A 13,489-nucleotide genomic window follows, 5' to 3' on the forward strand; every position below is an offset into this window, starting at 1 on the left:
TCCAAGGAGATCACCATGACCCGCGACGAAGTCACCCAGCTCATCCTCACCGCCAAGCGCAAGAAGCAGGTCAAGTGGCGCCAACTGGCCGAAGCCACCGGCCAGAGCAAGGAATGGACGACCGCCGCCCTCATGGGCCAGATGACCCTCACCGCCGAACAGGCCGGCAAGGTGGGTGCCCTGCTGGACCTGCCCACCGAGGCCGTGGAGATGCTGCATGTGGTGCCCTACAAGGGTTCCCTGCCCACCGCCGTGCCCACCGACCCGCTCATCTACCGCTTCTACGAACTGATCAATGTGTACGGCACCAGCATCAAGGAACTGATCCACGAGGAATTCGGCGACGGCATCATGAGCGCCATCGACTTCTCCATGGACATCAGTCGCGAACCGAACCCCAACGGCGACCGGGTGCACATCGTCATGAGCGGCAAGTTCCTGCCCTACAAGATGTACTGACCGGCGACTGAGAGCGCCGCGCCGACTCAGCTTTCCTTCACCACCAGCACCGGGCAGGTGGCCTGCACCACCACCTGCTGGGACACGCTGCCCATGAGCAGCCGGTCCAGGCCCGTGCGGCCCTGGCAGCCCACCACGATGAGGTCGCAGTCATTGTCCCGCGCCGCCTGTACGATCTGGTCGGCGGGCCGGCCTTCCAGCACCACGCTCCTGGCGGTAATCCCGTCGGCGATGAGCAGGTCACGCACCCGGTCGGCGATGGGCTTGATGATGTCGCAGCTCAGGTCGTCGCTGGCGCAAACGGTCACCACCGTCACCGGCAAGCCCGTGCACTTGGCAAGGAAACCCGCTGAAAAAGCCGCCGCATCGGCATGACGGGAGCCGTCCACGGCAATCATGATGCCCTTGCTCCACATGTCCGCTTCCTTGGGCACCACCAGTACGCTGCGGCTCACGTGGCCAATCACCCGGGCCGCTGCCTCGCCCAGAACCAGTCTTTCCAGCCAGTGCACGCCCCGCCGCCCCATGATGAGCAGGTCCGCGTCGCTTTCCTCCACCTGGCTGACGATTTCCCGCACCGGTTCCTCGCCATAGCGCATCACCGGCACGCAGTTGACGCACTCGGTTCCCGCCTGCTGCTCCACCCCCTTCAGCACCTCCTGGGCCCGGTTCTCCTCATCGCTCACCCCCCCCGGATTGAACATCGCATAACCCGGATAGGTGCGCGCCATGTGCATGACCGTGAGCCTGGAGCCGCACTGCTTGCCCAGCTTAAGGGCCACGCGGACGGCACCCGCGCTCACGTCGGTACCGTCGGTGGAAAGGACAATGTTCTGGAAACGGGCAAGCGGGGAAAGCTGGTCGGTCATGGCGGGCTCCGGTCTGACGGATAGAACACACCCAGCATACTAGTGAACCCCGTGCAAAACGCACCCCCTGAATGCCTTCTCATGGCTTGGCCCCATGATCCCGGGCAGACAAGTGAGTGCGGAAGCCCGCCAGGTCGGAGAACTCGCCCTCCTGTTCATACACTGCCATCGCTCCCTGTTCGTGCTGGAGGGGGCCATCAAGGCCAGAAATGCACTGGCAGCATACCGAAAACGTCCATGCCGGCGGCGGGCCTGCCCAGCAGATCAAGAGCTGCAGGGGCTGGTGAGGGTATACGCCCAAACCGCCTACGCCGTCATCAATCTGCTGCGGGACAAGCTGCTGAGCCCCTATGCCTCCTATGTGGAAACCAACGACGAGATCGAGACCACCCATGACCCGGTGGGCCCGTTGCCGCACGTGTCCGATGACTGCTCCCACAAGAAGGTCCGCTTCGAGGCGAAGTGCAAGCTGATGCTCATGAACCTGGCGGGCGCCATCGACCAGCGGGAGATCACCCACGAGGAATACAAGATGAAGCGCATCTTCGATTCCGGCGTGGCCAAATTCCTCTTCCCCGGCGACATATACACCCCGGACATGGAGCGGATTCGCCGGGCCCTGCTGTACCAGTTCCGCTGAAACATCGAGTATTCAGGAAGGTTGCACGAGCATATTGGCTGAGACGTCGGCCGCCTCCCGGCTCAACCGATGCGAGCCAGCAGAATCCTGACCATGAAGGACAGGCCGAGCGTCAGGACGAAGGCCAGCACGGCCCAATACCAGCGCAGGAGCACCAGGGCCGCAAGGGCACAGAGCGCGGATGCGACCAGCCAGATGAGGCCGGCCGTCATCTCGCCGCCCATCGTGCCGCCCCGGCCGGGGGTGATGTCCCGCCGCTGATAGGTCACCGCCAGGATCATCATCATCACCGCCAGGGCCAGGGACAAGATTCCCACCACGATCATCTCAAAAGCTCCGGAAATAGCCGCCAGGGCACCAGGGGCACCGAATCCTGGCCGTTGTACAGGTACAGCAGCTTTTGCCTGCCGTTTTCGACGTTCACCAGCCTGGCGTCCTTGTCGGAGGTATTCATGAAGGACTGCCGCACCACCTTGCTATCCGAGTTGGCATCCCGTTGCACGCTGGCCCGGACCCTGAACCGCTCGCCGCTCAGCTTGGTCCCCGGGGTCACCTGGTAGGTCGTGCGTGTGGTGGTGGTAATGGCATCCCGGCGGTCGCTGGTGGGGGTCCACGTCACCACGGTGCAGGTGGGCGGTCTCACCAGCTCGATGCGTCCGTTCGGGTACAAGTGCAAGGTAACACTCTCCGCCCTGTAGTCCCGCAGCCTGGTGAAGCCTCTGCTCTCCACCTTCTGGCGGGCCTGGGTCAACGCGCCGTCATCCAGATTTCCTGACCACACCATCATCTCGTTCGGGTTCAGGCTCGTGGGTCCAGGGGGCCGGCGCCCCGCAGGCACCGGGGTCAGTTCAGCCAAGCGCTGCAGCAGTCGGTGGCTCTTCTCCCGCAGGGCGGGCAACACCTCGTTCTGCAGGTGCAGTCGATATTCCTTGTCCATCCGCAGCAGATCCCGGGTGACATCGCTCACCTGGCGTTGGTTATCCAGGGCGATGTCCAGTGCCACTTCCGGCAGCCGAGCCATAGGCAACATCAGCACGTCGTCGGTGGCGATCATGCCCGTGCCCCGCCTATCCCAGTTGGGGTCGGCCACGGCCAGCAACAGGCCGGCATACACGTTGATGTGATCCGTGCCCGTGGCCTGCCGCTCATAGGCCTCGATCCTCGCCTCGTTCTGCCAGAACGCCTGAGCCACACTGGCCCGGCTCTCCGCCGCCAGGCTGGTGGAGAGGCCCGCCAGCACCAGGGCCGCCAGCGGCACCAACCGCTTCATCCACCGCATAATCCGCATCCACCGCGTTGCCATGTCATTTCTCCTTTCCACCGCGGAACCGCCCCAGGGCCTCAAGGAAGCCATGGGCGTGAAGCCGCTTCGCCATCTCAAAAGGGGTTTCCCGCAAGGGTGTACGGATATCCGGGCCCGCCCCCAGGGCCAGACAAACCCCCGCCAGGGCCGGCTCGTCATTGCTGGCGGCCTGGTGCAGCAGCGTCCAGCCGTCCCGGTCACAGGCATTGATATCTGACCTGCCCTGCTGCACCAGCAAGTTGAGGACCGACACTCCGCCGGACCGGTCGATGGCCTCGGTGAACAACAGGCCCGCCCGCAGCAGGGGCGTTTCACCCCGCTCATCCCGTTTTCCGGCGTCGGCGCCGGCATGGAGCAAAACCGCTACCAGGCCCGCGCTGCCAGGCCGGGTCACGGCATGGTGCAGCGGCGCCCACCCCTGGGTATCCGTCCGGCGTACATCCGCACCCGCCCGGATCAGCACCCGCGCCACCCGGGCATCGGCCACCACCATCAGGGCCGTCATGCCCGTATCCGCCATAACGGCATCAGGTGACACGCCGGCGCCGAGCAGGTCCACCACCCGGGCCACATCTCCCTGGGCCGCCGCCACGTTCAACTGGAGGGCCAAGGGAGGCTCGGCAAAAGGCGAAGACGGGGGAAACCGGTCTGGTTGGGGAGTAGGACCGGCGTACAGGCCACCACCTACTGTCGTCAGGATCAGTAAAAGCCCGGCCCAAAGCAAATCTCGCAACTGGCGGTTCATTGTTATGGAGGTGACGCGCAGCCATGGCCATCACCTCCTTTCCACTATAGGCCTGCCCGCAGTTTTGAAACGCCCATGAGGAATACGAGGTGAAGCGCATCTTCGATTCCGGCGTGGCCGAGTTCCTCTTCCCCGACGACATCTACAACCTGGACATGGAGCGGATTCGCCAGGCCCTACTGGACCAGTTCCGCTGGAACATCGAGTATTCAGGACGGCTGCACGAGCATATCGGCTGAGGCCCATTACGTAGCTTATAGGCTACAATAATCCCCATGATCTGCGTTCGCCGTTATCAGACCGAGGATGGCAAGGAGCCCATGACCGACTGGCTCCTGTCCCTGCGGGAGAAACAGGCGCAAGCCAAAATCCGGTTGCGTCTCAAGCGTCTGGAAGCAGGCATATTCGGTGATAGCGAGCCGGTGGGCGAAGGCGTTCTCGAATTGAAGGAGCACCTGGGCGCTGGCTACCGGGTCTATTTCGGGCGCCATGGCCAGACAGTCGTAATCCTCCTTTGCGGAGGATCGAAGAAGAGCCAGGCAGCGGACATCAGGACAGCGAAGGAATATTGGGCAGATTGGAAACGGAGGCAGGTATGAGCAAGAAGCTAGAGGGTGCCGTATCCCACCATGATCGCGAGGTAGAAGAACTGCGCTCCGATAGGGAACTGGCTGTCGCCTATCTCAAGACCGCCATGGAGTCCCTGGACGATCCCGATGACCGGGCGGCGGGCCTGCTGGCGCTGCGCACCATCGCCGAGGCCTACGGAGGTCTGGGGGCCGTGGCCGCGGAAGCCGGCCTGAGCCGGGAATCCTTGTACCGAGCCCTTTCACCCAAGGGCAACCCAACCCTCAAGACCATCCTGGCCGTACTCAAGGCCGTGGGCATGAAACTGTCCGTGGAGCCCGAGCACCGAGTCGCAGTCTGAATGGCCGTCGATCTACACAGGTGAAATTGAAACGGGTGACAGAGATCAGGGAGTAGATTCATGATCCGGAAAAACCAATCCAGGCTGACCCCGGTGACTGCCAAGGACTTTGGGCAGTCAACCCTGAACGAGGTCATCGGCTGTACCGGCTACAAGGGGCCGAGCAAGTCGGTCGAAGACATGGAGACGGCCATTTGCCGCCGGCTTCAATGCCCAGATACCGAAAGGCCTCCGCTTTTTATCCCAACGAGGTTTTCAGCAATTCTTCGCGGGTAATGTGCAAGCGGATGAGCCTGGGTCTATCCGCTTCGTCAAAGTGGCAGCGCACGGCATCCCTTACCTGGGCGTGCAGGGCATGAAGGTCATCCGCCTCGGTGAATATGTCCACGCCCATGGCCCGGGCGACAAAGCCACCCTCGGGGGCTTCCTCAACGACGAAATGAATTTCGGGCATGGAAGGGCGCCTTTACTTCATTACCCCACCCTCAAAGACATCACCAACATCATTGGCCTGACCGGCGATGCCACGAACCCATATCGCTCGTAAAACGCTTTGGCCTCTTCCGACAAGGCGTGCACAAGCAAGCCACGAATCCCGAGAATCCCGGCCGCGGCCTGGGTGCGCTCCACCGCATCGCGCAACAGCGCAACACCCAGACCCTGTCCCTGCATCGTCCCATCCACCGCCAGTCTGCCCAGCAGGGCCATGGGAATGGGGTCGGGCATATTGCGGCGCAGTCCGGAAGGCGATTCGTTCAGGGCCAGGGCGCCGGATGCCAGACAGTAATAGCCCATCACCCGTTGCGCTTCGTCCGCCACCACGTAGGTGCGGGATGCACCGGATGCCTGGTTGGCGCGCGCCCTGCGTTTCAGCCAGTCATCCAGATTGGTTACACCGCAGGAAAATCCATCCAGGACATGGGCGTCACCCAGTGGCGCCGGGGCCTGGAGCATCAGGCCTTCCAAGGCTGTTTGGCGTTCATCAACCGCGCATAGCCCTCACCCCCCGGCGGCTGGTCGAGCACGGCCAGAAAGTGGTCGTAGGTCTTCCGGTCCACACGCACCAGGGTTTGGTCGAGCAGGGTTTCCTCGGCGGCACGTCGGGCTGCGTCAATCATGAATTCCGACCGGGACTTGCCCTGGCTGCGCGCGGCTTGATCAATGAGGTCACGGATTTCCTCGCGCACGCGGAGGTTCACGGGGCGGGTAACGGATTCGGTATTAACGGGGGTATGCATGGGTCGCCTCAATATGACCGGGTAGGTTTTCATGATACACATTGTGTACCAGTCTGTGGCACATTGATGACTCTGAAATCAGTGCTCCGGCGCCCCAATCCCTCCGCTCAAATCCAGTGCACCACGCCCCGCCGCAGTGCGCAACCTTATTCCTCCACAAGCCATCCCCTTGATTTATATAGCCAACATTCCCTGGCACAGCCATTGCTATTAGCTAACCAGGTCATTACAGCCTAAGCGATCTTGGACAACGGCGTCCTTCCCTTCGGGGTCGGATGCCGTTTTTTTTGCCTAGAGGGACAGAAGCATGGCAAGGATGAAATTGGTACTGGTGGGCAACGGCATGGCGGGTGTGCGCACCCTGGAAGAACTGCTGAAGGCCGCGCCGGAGCAGTACGACATTACGGTGTTCGGCGACGAGCCCCACCCCAACTACAACCGCATCATGCTTTCCCCCGTGCTGGCGGGAGAGCAGACGGTGGAGCAGATCGTGCTCAACAGCCGGGAGTGGTACGACACCCACGGCATCACCCTGCACACGGGCAAGAAGGTGGTGAAGATCGACCGCAAGAACCGCTTCGTGGAGGCGGACGACGGCACCCAGGCCCCCTACGACCGGCTGTTGCTGGCCACGGGCTCCAAGCCCTTCATCCTGCCCGTTCCCGGCGCGGACCTGGAAGGCGTGGTGGGCTTCAGGGACATTGCGGACGTGGACGCCATGATCCGCGCCTCGTCCCGGTTCAAGCATGCGGTGGTCATCGGCGGCGGCCTGCTGGGCCTGGAGGCGGCCAACGGCCTGAAGGTGCGGGGCATGGACGTGTCCGTGGTGCACATCGCGCCCTGGCTGCTGGAGCGGCAGATGGACAAGCCAGCCTCTGCACTGTTGCAGCAGAGCCTGGAAGAAAAAGGTTTGAAGTTCCTGCTGGAGAAGCAGACGGCGGAGATTTTGCCGGCTGCTGGAATCACCCCTGGAATCCCCCCTAGCCCCCCTTTACAAAAGGGGGGGATGGATGGAGCTGGTTTTGACTCCCCCCTTTCCCAAAGGGGGGACGGGGGGGATTCCTCCAAGCCCCGCGTGGGCGCCGTGCGCTTCAAGGACGGCTCTGAAATCCCCGCCGACCTGGTGGTGATGGCCGTGGGCATTCGCCCCAACACGGCTCTGGCGGAGTCCGCCGGGCTGCATTGCCACCGCGGCATCGTGGTCAACGACACCATGCAGACCTTCGACCCGCGCATCTATGCCGTGGGCGAGTGCGTCAGCCACCGGGGCATTGCCTACGGCCTGGTGGCGCCCCTGTTCGAGCAGGCCAAGGTGTGCGCCAACCACCTGGCGGAGCACGGCGTGGCCCGCTACCAGGGCTCCATGACCTCCACCAAGCTGAAGGTGACGGGCATCGACCTGTTCTCCGCCGGCAATTTCATGGGCGGCGAGGGCACGGAGGAGATCGTGTTCCAGGACCCGGGCCGGGGCGCCTACAAGAAGCTGGTGCTGAAGGACAACAAGCTGGCGGGGGCCGTGCTCTACGGCGACACCCTGGACGGGGCCTGGTACTTCGAGCTGATGCGGGACGGCAACGACGTGTCCGACTACCGGGACAAGCTGCTGTTCGGCCGCCATCACATCGGCGACTCCGGGGCCGGCGGCGGCGACGAGAAGAGCCGCGTCATGTCCCTGCCGGACACGGCGGAAATCTGCGGCTGCAACGGCGTGTGCAAGGGCGACATCATCGCCAGCATCCGCGCCAACAAGCTGTTCACCCTGGATGAGGTCCGGGCCCACACCAAGGCTTCCGCCTCCTGCGGTTCCTGCACCGGCCTGGTGGAAACCATCCTGGCGGCCACGGTGGGCGGCGACTATTCCACCGCGCCTTCCAGGAAGCCCCTGTGCGGCTGCACGGACCACACCCATGACGAAATCCGCGCCGCCATCGCCGAGCAGGGCCTGAAGAGCATGCCGGATGCCATGCGCTTCCTGGAGTGGAAGACCCCGGACGGCTGCAACAAGTGCCGCCCGGCGTTGAACTACTACCTGCTGTGCGCCTGGCCCACGGAATACGTGGACGACGCCCAGTCCCGCTACATCAACGAGCGGGCCCACGGCAACATCCAGAAGGACGGCAGCTTCTCCGTGGTGCCCCGCATGTTCGGCGGCCTGTGCACCCCGTCCGACCTGCGCGCCATCGCCGACGTGGCGGACAAGTTCCAGGTGCCGGAGATGAAGGTCACCGGCGGCCAGCGCATCGACCTGTTCGGCGTGAAGAAGGAAGACCTGCCGGCCATGTGGAAGGATTTGTCCGACGCGGGCTTCGTTTCCGGCCACGCCTACGGCAAGGCCCTGCGCACGGTGAAGACCTGCGTGGGCGCCAAGTGGTGCCGCTTCGGCACCCAGGATTCCACCGGCCTGGGCGTGAAGCTGGAGGAGCTGACCTGGGGTTCCTGGATGCCCCACAAGTACAAGCTGGCCGTGTCCGGCTGCCCGCGCAACTGCGCCGAGGCCACCATCAAGGACTTCGGCGTGGTGTGCGTGGAAAGCGGCTACGAGCTGCACGTGGGCGGCAACGGCGGCATAAAGGTGCGCGTCACCGACCTGCTCACCAAGGTGGAAACCGAGGCCCAGGTGCTGGAGTACACCGCCGCCTTCGCCCAGCTCTACCGGGAAGAGGCCCATTACCTGGAACGCACCGCCCCCTGGGTGGAGCGGGTGGGCCTGGCCCACATCAAGGCGAAGGTGGTGGAGGACGAGGCCAGCCGCAAGGCGTTGGCGGAACGCTTCGCCGTCTCCCAGAAGCCGGCCCAGGTGGACCCGTGGAAGGAACGTACCGAAGGCGAGCTGACCCGGGAATTCACGCCTATCGCCGTGCTGGCTTGAGGTTTTTTGGGGGCGTGAGCCAACACGGTTTTCCCCCTCCCCATTGAGGGGGGAGGGCCGGGGAGAGGGTGAAGCGTAGGGCTGATTTCATTCAGATGAACGCAAAAGCCCACCCTCTCCCCAACCCCCGCTCCGCGCCCCACGGCTGGCGTTGCATCGCCAGCCGGCTGCGAGGGCGGTAAGCAGTGCTTACCGAATTCCCCTCTCGCCCCCTCAAGGGCGAGGGGCTTAGAACGAAGGATCAGGAAAAGGCTAAGGACATGAACATGAACGAACACTGGATTGAAATCGGCCCCGTGGAAGACATCCCCCGCCAGGGCTCCCGGGTGGTGAAGACCGCCGCCGGCAATATCGCCCTCTTCCGCACCGTGGAGGGCGAGGTCTTCGCCCTGCAGGACAAGTGCCCCCACAAGGGCGGCCCCCTGTCCCAGGGCATCGTCTCCGGCAAGCGGGTGGCCTGCCCCCTGCACGACTGGAAGATCAGCCTGGACACCGGCATCGCCGTGGCCCCGGACGAGGGCTGCGCCGCCCGCTTCCCGGTGAAGGTGAGCGATGGCCTGGTGAGCCTGTGCCTGGCGCCGGACGAAGGCTGCCCGAACCACTGATCAAACATGATGAGTCCGTCATTCCGACGCAGGCCGGAATCCAGGAATAGAAACTGGGCCCCGGCTTTCGCCGGGGTGAGGCGGTGACTTGAACATGCTCCCTCTCATGGCAGACATCCCAATCCCCATCCGCACCATCTACCCCTGTTACGGCGTTGACTGCGGCGTGCTGGTGGGCCTGGAGCCCGATGACTCCCCCCTTTCCCAAAGGGGGGGAAGACCTCGCTTCTCCGTGCGCGACGGCACGCTGAGTTGAACATGTCCCATCCCATGGCAGACGACACAACCACCCATCCGCACCACCTGTCCCTATTGCGGCGTGGGCTGCGGCATCCTGGTGAGCCGGGAGCCCGATGACTCCCCCCTTTGGGAAAGGGGGGGGAAAGACCTCGCTTCTCCGTACGCGACGGCACGCTGAGTTGAACATGTCCCATCCCATGGCAGACAACCCCACTCCAATCCACACCACCTGCCCCTATTGCGGCGTGGGCTGCGGCATCCTGGTGAGCCGGGAGCCCGATGACTCCCCCCCTCGCTTCTCCGTGCGCGGCGACCCGGGCCACCCGGCCAACCTGGGACGGCTGTGCTCCAAGGGCGCGGCCCTGGCGGAGACCCTGGGCCTGGAGGACCGCCTGCTGGTCCCGGAGGTGGCGGGCAAACAGGTGGGCTGGGACCAGGCCCTGGACACGGTGGCCCACCACTTCCGCAATATCATCGAGCAGCACGGCCCCGACGCGGTGGCCTTCTACGTCTCCGGCCAGTTGCTCACCGAGGACTACTACGTGGCCAACAAGCTGATGAAGGGTTTCATCGGCTCCGGCAACATCGACACCAATTCCCGCCTGTGCATGTCATCCGCCGTGGCGGGCCACAAGCGTGCCTTCGGCACGGACACGGTGCCCGCCTGCTACGAGGACCTGGAGATCGCCGACCTGGTGACCCTGGTGGGTTCCAACGCCGCCTGGGCCCATCCCGTGGCCTTCCAGCGCATCGTCGCCGCCAGGAAGGCCCGGCCGGGGATGAAGGTGGTGGTCATCGACCCCCGCCGCACGGCCACCTGCGACATCGCGGATCTGCATCTGGCCATCGCGCCCGGCGCCGATGCCTGGCTGTTCAACGGCCTGCTCAATCATCTGCGTCGGGAAGGCGGCATCGACTGGTCCTACCTGGAAAGCCACGTTGAAGGCTTCGGCAGCGCCCTGGATGCGGTGGACGGACTGAACATCCCCCAGGTGGCCGCCCAATGCGGCCTGGCGGAAGCCGAGGTGGCCGAGTTCTACCGCCTGTTCACCACCATGCCCAAGGCCGTGACGGTGTTTTCCCAGGGCACCAACCAGTCCTCTTCCGGCGTGGACAAGGCCAACAGCATCATCAATGCGCACCTGGCCTCGGGCCGGGTGGGCAAGCCCGGCGCCAGCCCCTTCTCCATCACCGGCCAGCCCAACGCCATGGGGGGCCGGGAGGTGGGCGGCCTGGCCAACCAGCTGGCGGCCCACATGGATTTCGATCCGGCGGACGTGGCCCGGGTGGGACGTTTCTGGAACAGCCACCGGGTGGCCAGCAAGCCGGGCCTGAAGGCGGTGGACATGTTCGAAGCGGTCAGGGAGGGCCGCATCAAGGCGGTGTGGATCATGGCCACCAACCCGGCGGTGAGCCTGCCCCAGGCGGACCGGGCCGTGGCCGCCCTGAAGCAATGCGAGTTCGTGGTGGTCTCCGAGGTGGCGGCCCGCACGGACACCAGTATTCACGCCCACGTACGCCTGCCCGCCGCCGCCTGGGGCGAGAAGGACGGCACCGTCACCAATTCCGAGCGCCGCATCTCCCGCCAGCGGGCCTTCATGCCCCTGCCCGGCGAAGCCAGGCCGGACTGGTGGATCGTGGATGAAGTGGCCAAACGCCTGGGCTACCGGCAGCAATTCGACTACGCGGGGACGGCGGAGATCTTTGCCGAGCACGCGGCGTTGTCGGGGTTTGAAAACGAAGGCTCCAGGGACTTCGACATCAGCGGTTTGCTGAGCCTTTACCCCCCTTTCCAAATGGGTGGCAGGGGGGATTCGAGTGTGCCCGTGGAACCGCTGCTGGAATCCCCCCCACCCCCCCTTTATCAAAGGGGGGAGCCGCGTGGTTTCCATGCGGAGGCCTATGACACCCTCCTGCCCATCCAATGGCCCGTCACGTCCGGCGGCGGCACGCCCCGCCTGTTCGCCGACGGCCACTTCCACACGCCCTCCGGCAAGGCCCGGATGATCGCCATCACCCCGCGCCCGCCGGCCCACGCGCCGGACGCTGACCATCCCTTCGTCTTCAACACCGGCCGCATCCGCGACCAGTGGCACACCATGACCCGCACGGGCAAGACGGCCAAGCTGCTGGCCCACATCGCCGAGCCCTTCGTGGAAATGCACCCAGCCGACGCGCGCAAGGCGGGCGTGGCGGATGGCGGCCTGGCCCGCGTCCACAACGCCCACGGCGAGATGGTGGCGCGGGTGATGGAAAGCCAGGGCCAGCGGCCCGGCGCCGTGTTCTCCCCCATCCACTGGAACGGCCAGTTCAGCGGCCGGGCCCGGGTGGGGGTGCTGGTGAACGCCGTGGTGGACGGGATTTCCGGCCAGCCCGAGTTCAAGCATGCCCCCGTGGCGGTGGCTCCCTATGCGGCCGGCTGGCACGGCTTCGTGATCTCACGCCGGCCCCTGGCCCGGGACATGGACGGCTACTGGACCCGGGTGCGGGCCAAGGGCGGCTGGCGCCATGAACTGGCAGGGCCGGAGGGCGCCTGCCCCTGGCCGGAGCAGGTGCGGAACGTGTTCGGCGAGGACAGCGCCGCCAGCGGCGACTGGATCGAGCTGCGGGATGCCGCCGTGAACCGCTACCGCGCCGCCCTGCTAAGGGACGGCCGCCTGGAGATGGTGTGCTTCTTCGAACGGGACGCGGCCGCCCTGCCGCCCCGCCACTGGCTGGAGGCCCTGCTGGACAAGGACAGCATCAGCGGCGAGGAGCGCACCGCCCTGCTCATGGGCCGCCCGGGCAAGTCCGCGCCGGACTGCGGACGCATTGTCTGCGCCTGCTTCGGCGTGGGCGAGAACGACCTGGATAGGGCCATCGCCGCCGGCGCCAAGTCGGTGGAGGCCCTGGGCATCCAGCTCAAGGCGGGCACCAACTGCGGCTCCTGCATTCCGGAACTCAAGGCCCTGTTGCAGGCGGGATGAGATGTTCCAGGTGAAGCCTTCCCTCGCTCATGGCGCAAAATTTCCCGGCACGCGGCTGGCACTGGGCCGTGCATCCCGCTATCGTCTTCAGCCTCGCTGACCCGAGCCGGTCGGCAGGTTCAATATCCGTTCAAGCAGAGAGGAGCTCCCCATGCTGGTGAAAGACATCATGATCCGCAGCATCCGCACCGTGCAGCCCGACACGCCCCTGCTGGAGGTCTCCTCCATCATGTGCCTGTACCGCCTCTCGGGCCTGCCCGTGGTGCAGGACGGCAAGCTGAAGGGTTTCGTGGCGGAAAAGGACGTGCTGTCCCGCCTGTTCCCCAGCCTGAGCGACCTCATGGAAGGCATGGCCACCGTGGACTACTCCTCCATGGAGTCCCAGTACAAGGAGGTCATGAACCTGAAGACCGCCGACATCATGTCTTCCCGGGTCATCTCCGTGCGTCCGGACATGCACGCCCTCCAGGCCGCCGCCATCATGGCGCGCCACAACTTCCGCCGCATCCCCGTGGCCACGGGCGACCAGCTGGAAGGCATGGTGTCCCTGGGGGACGTGCACAAGGCCCTGTTCCACGCCAACGTTTCCAGCATGGGGCGCTGACAGCGCCCTCTTCGCCGTACCCC

Annotated in this window: 18 protein-coding genes; 11 read left to right on the forward strand and 7 right to left on the reverse strand. The window is 65.0% G+C overall.

What is annotated here, in order from left to right; translation table 11 throughout:
* The first annotated feature begins 15 nt into the window (after positions 1–15).
* Positions 16–459: a cyanase gene (gene cynS, locus H6935_09575; GenBank protein MCP5278596.1), complete on the forward strand. Its 444-nt coding sequence runs from the start codon at positions 16–18 to the stop codon at positions 457–459.
* A gap of 26 nt (positions 460–485) precedes the next feature.
* Here cynS and H6935_09580 read toward each other — a convergent pair whose 3' ends face one another.
* Entirely contained in the window at positions 486–1,328 is an 843-nt protein-coding gene (locus H6935_09580; GenBank protein ID MCP5278597.1) for a universal stress protein, read from the reverse strand.
* 283 nt (positions 1,329–1,611) lie between these two features.
* Here H6935_09580 and H6935_09585 point away from each other — a divergent pair, with 283 nt between their 5' ends.
* Positions 1,612–1,968 carry a hypothetical protein gene (locus H6935_09585; protein ID MCP5278598.1) on the forward strand — a complete coding sequence of 119 codons (357 nt, stop codon included), beginning with the start codon at positions 1,612–1,614 and terminating at the stop codon, positions 1,966–1,968.
* 62 nt (positions 1,969–2,030) lie between these two features.
* Here H6935_09585 and H6935_09590 read toward each other — a convergent pair whose 3' ends face one another.
* Genes H6935_09590 through H6935_09600 form a run of 3 tightly spaced genes read right to left on the reverse strand, consistent with a single transcriptional unit; the run spans position 2,031 to position 3,881 of the window.
* Positions 2,031–2,294, reverse strand: coding sequence for a hypothetical protein (locus H6935_09590; GenBank protein ID MCP5278599.1), 264 nt, complete (start codon positions 2,292–2,294; stop codon positions 2,031–2,033).
* Entirely contained in the window at positions 2,291–3,238 is a 948-nt protein-coding gene (locus tag H6935_09595; GenBank protein ID MCP5278600.1) for a hypothetical protein, read from the reverse strand. The genes H6935_09590 and H6935_09595 overlap by 4 nt, the downstream gene beginning before the upstream one ends.
* Before the next feature lie 34 nt (positions 3,239–3,272).
* Positions 3,273–3,881: an ankyrin repeat domain-containing protein gene (locus H6935_09600; GenBank protein MCP5278601.1), complete on the reverse strand. Its 609-nt coding sequence runs from the start codon at positions 3,879–3,881 to the stop codon at positions 3,273–3,275.
* A 224-nt stretch (positions 3,882–4,105) separates the two neighbouring features.
* Between H6935_09600 and H6935_09605 the strand changes: the two genes are divergently transcribed.
* The 3 genes from H6935_09605 to H6935_09615 are packed head-to-tail and all read left to right on the forward strand — an operon-like array spanning position 4,106 to position 4,944.
* Positions 4,106–4,255, forward strand: a complete 150-nt coding sequence (locus H6935_09605; GenBank protein MCP5278602.1) for a hypothetical protein — start codon at positions 4,106–4,108, stop codon at positions 4,253–4,255.
* Between the two features lie 36 nt (positions 4,256–4,291).
* On the forward strand, positions 4,292–4,615 hold the full coding sequence (locus H6935_09610) for a type II toxin-antitoxin system RelE/ParE family toxin (GenBank protein ID MCP5278603.1): 324 nt from the start codon (positions 4,292–4,294) through the stop codon (positions 4,613–4,615).
* Positions 4,612–4,944 carry a putative addiction module antidote protein gene (locus H6935_09615; protein MCP5278604.1) on the forward strand — a complete coding sequence of 111 codons (333 nt, stop codon included), beginning with the start codon at positions 4,612–4,614 and terminating at the stop codon, positions 4,942–4,944. Before H6935_09610 ends, H6935_09615 begins: the two co-directional genes overlap by 4 nt.
* A gap of 238 nt (positions 4,945–5,182) precedes the next feature.
* On the opposite strand, the gene H6935_09620 is transcribed toward H6935_09615, so the two are convergent.
* From H6935_09620 to H6935_09630, 3 genes are read right to left on the reverse strand one after another with little or no spacing between them, the layout of a single operon-like run.
* Positions 5,183–5,398 carry a 2-oxoisovalerate dehydrogenase gene (locus H6935_09620; GenBank protein MCP5278605.1) on the reverse strand — a complete coding sequence of 72 codons (216 nt, stop codon included), beginning with the start codon at positions 5,396–5,398 and terminating at the stop codon, positions 5,183–5,185.
* 20 nt (positions 5,399–5,418) lie between these two features.
* Positions 5,419–5,898, reverse strand: coding sequence for a GNAT family N-acetyltransferase (locus tag H6935_09625; GenBank protein MCP5278606.1), 480 nt, complete (start codon positions 5,896–5,898; stop codon positions 5,419–5,421).
* The gene (locus tag H6935_09630; GenBank protein ID MCP5278607.1) at positions 5,898–6,182 is read right to left on the reverse strand and encodes a DUF1778 domain-containing protein; all 285 of its coding nucleotides are present in this window, start codon (positions 6,180–6,182) and stop codon (positions 5,898–5,900) included. Before H6935_09630 ends, H6935_09625 begins: the two co-directional genes overlap by 1 nt.
* Positions 6,183–6,489: 307 nt before the next feature.
* Between H6935_09630 and H6935_09635 the strand changes: the two genes are divergently transcribed.
* The 6 genes from H6935_09635 (at position 6,490) to H6935_09660 (ending at position 13,466) form a co-directional block, all read left to right on the forward strand.
* A complete protein-coding gene (locus tag H6935_09635; protein ID MCP5278608.1) occupies positions 6,490–9,051 on the forward strand; it encodes an NAD(P)/FAD-dependent oxidoreductase in 2,562 nt (853 codons plus the stop codon).
* 260 nt (positions 9,052–9,311) lie between these two features.
* Positions 9,312–9,656, forward strand: coding sequence for a nitrite reductase small subunit NirD (gene nirD, locus H6935_09640; GenBank protein MCP5278609.1), 345 nt, complete (start codon positions 9,312–9,314; stop codon positions 9,654–9,656).
* Between the two features lie 106 nt (positions 9,657–9,762).
* On the forward strand, positions 9,763–9,912 hold the full coding sequence (locus tag H6935_09645) for a hypothetical protein (protein MCP5278610.1): 150 nt from the start codon (positions 9,763–9,765) through the stop codon (positions 9,910–9,912).
* Positions 9,913–9,975: 63 nt separating this feature from the next.
* Positions 9,976–10,074, forward strand: a complete 99-nt coding sequence (locus H6935_09650) for a hypothetical protein (protein MCP5278611.1) — start codon at positions 9,976–9,978, stop codon at positions 10,072–10,074.
* A 19-nt stretch (positions 10,075–10,093) separates the two neighbouring features.
* Positions 10,094–12,862: a molybdopterin-dependent oxidoreductase gene (locus H6935_09655; GenBank protein ID MCP5278612.1), complete on the forward strand. Its 2,769-nt coding sequence runs from the start codon at positions 10,094–10,096 to the stop codon at positions 12,860–12,862.
* A gap of 151 nt (positions 12,863–13,013) precedes the next feature.
* On the forward strand, positions 13,014–13,466 hold the full coding sequence (locus tag H6935_09660; protein MCP5278613.1) for a CBS domain-containing protein: 453 nt from the start codon (positions 13,014–13,016) through the stop codon (positions 13,464–13,466).
* The last annotated feature ends 23 nt before the right edge of the window (positions 13,467–13,489 follow it).

The sequence above is a fragment of the Thiobacillus sp. genome, from assembly GCA_024235835.1.
Classification (GTDB): domain Bacteria; phylum Pseudomonadota; class Gammaproteobacteria; order Burkholderiales; family Thiobacillaceae; genus PFJX01.

Bases quoted from the DNA above. Each gene is read 5' to 3' on its own strand.
- H6935_09655 (MCP5278612.1), top strand. From the start codon at position 10,094: ATGGCAGACAACCCCACTCCAATCCACACCACCTGCCCCTATTGCGGC.
- H6935_09590 (MCP5278599.1), bottom strand. From the start codon at position 2,294: ATGATCGTGGTGGGAATCTTGTCCCTGGCCCTGGCGGTGATGATGATG.
- cynS (MCP5278596.1), top strand. From the start codon at position 16: ATGACCCGCGACGAAGTCACCCAGCTCATCCTCACCGCCAAGCGCAAG.
- H6935_09660 (MCP5278613.1), top strand. From the start codon at position 13,014: ATGCTGGTGAAAGACATCATGATCCGCAGCATCCGCACCGTGCAGCCC.
- H6935_09595 (MCP5278600.1), bottom strand. From the start codon at position 3,238: ATGAAGCGGTTGGTGCCGCTGGCGGCCCTGGTGCTGGCGGGCCTCTCC.
- H6935_09630 (MCP5278607.1), bottom strand. From the start codon at position 6,182: ATGCATACCCCCGTTAATACCGAATCCGTTACCCGCCCCGTGAACCTC.
- H6935_09645 (MCP5278610.1), top strand. From the start codon at position 9,763: ATGGCAGACATCCCAATCCCCATCCGCACCATCTACCCCTGTTACGGC.
- nirD (MCP5278609.1), top strand. From the start codon at position 9,312: ATGAACATGAACGAACACTGGATTGAAATCGGCCCCGTGGAAGACATC.
- H6935_09620 (MCP5278605.1), bottom strand. From the start codon at position 5,398: ATGCCCGAAATTCATTTCGTCGTTGAGGAAGCCCCCGAGGGTGGCTTT.
- H6935_09610 (MCP5278603.1), top strand. From the start codon at position 4,292: ATGATCTGCGTTCGCCGTTATCAGACCGAGGATGGCAAGGAGCCCATG.
- H6935_09615 (MCP5278604.1), top strand. From the start codon at position 4,612: ATGAGCAAGAAGCTAGAGGGTGCCGTATCCCACCATGATCGCGAGGTA.
- H6935_09635 (MCP5278608.1), top strand. From the start codon at position 6,490: ATGGCAAGGATGAAATTGGTACTGGTGGGCAACGGCATGGCGGGTGTG.
- H6935_09625 (MCP5278606.1), bottom strand. From the start codon at position 5,898: ATGCTCCAGGCCCCGGCGCCACTGGGTGACGCCCATGTCCTGGATGGA.
- H6935_09580 (MCP5278597.1), bottom strand. From the start codon at position 1,328: ATGACCGACCAGCTTTCCCCGCTTGCCCGTTTCCAGAACATTGTCCTT.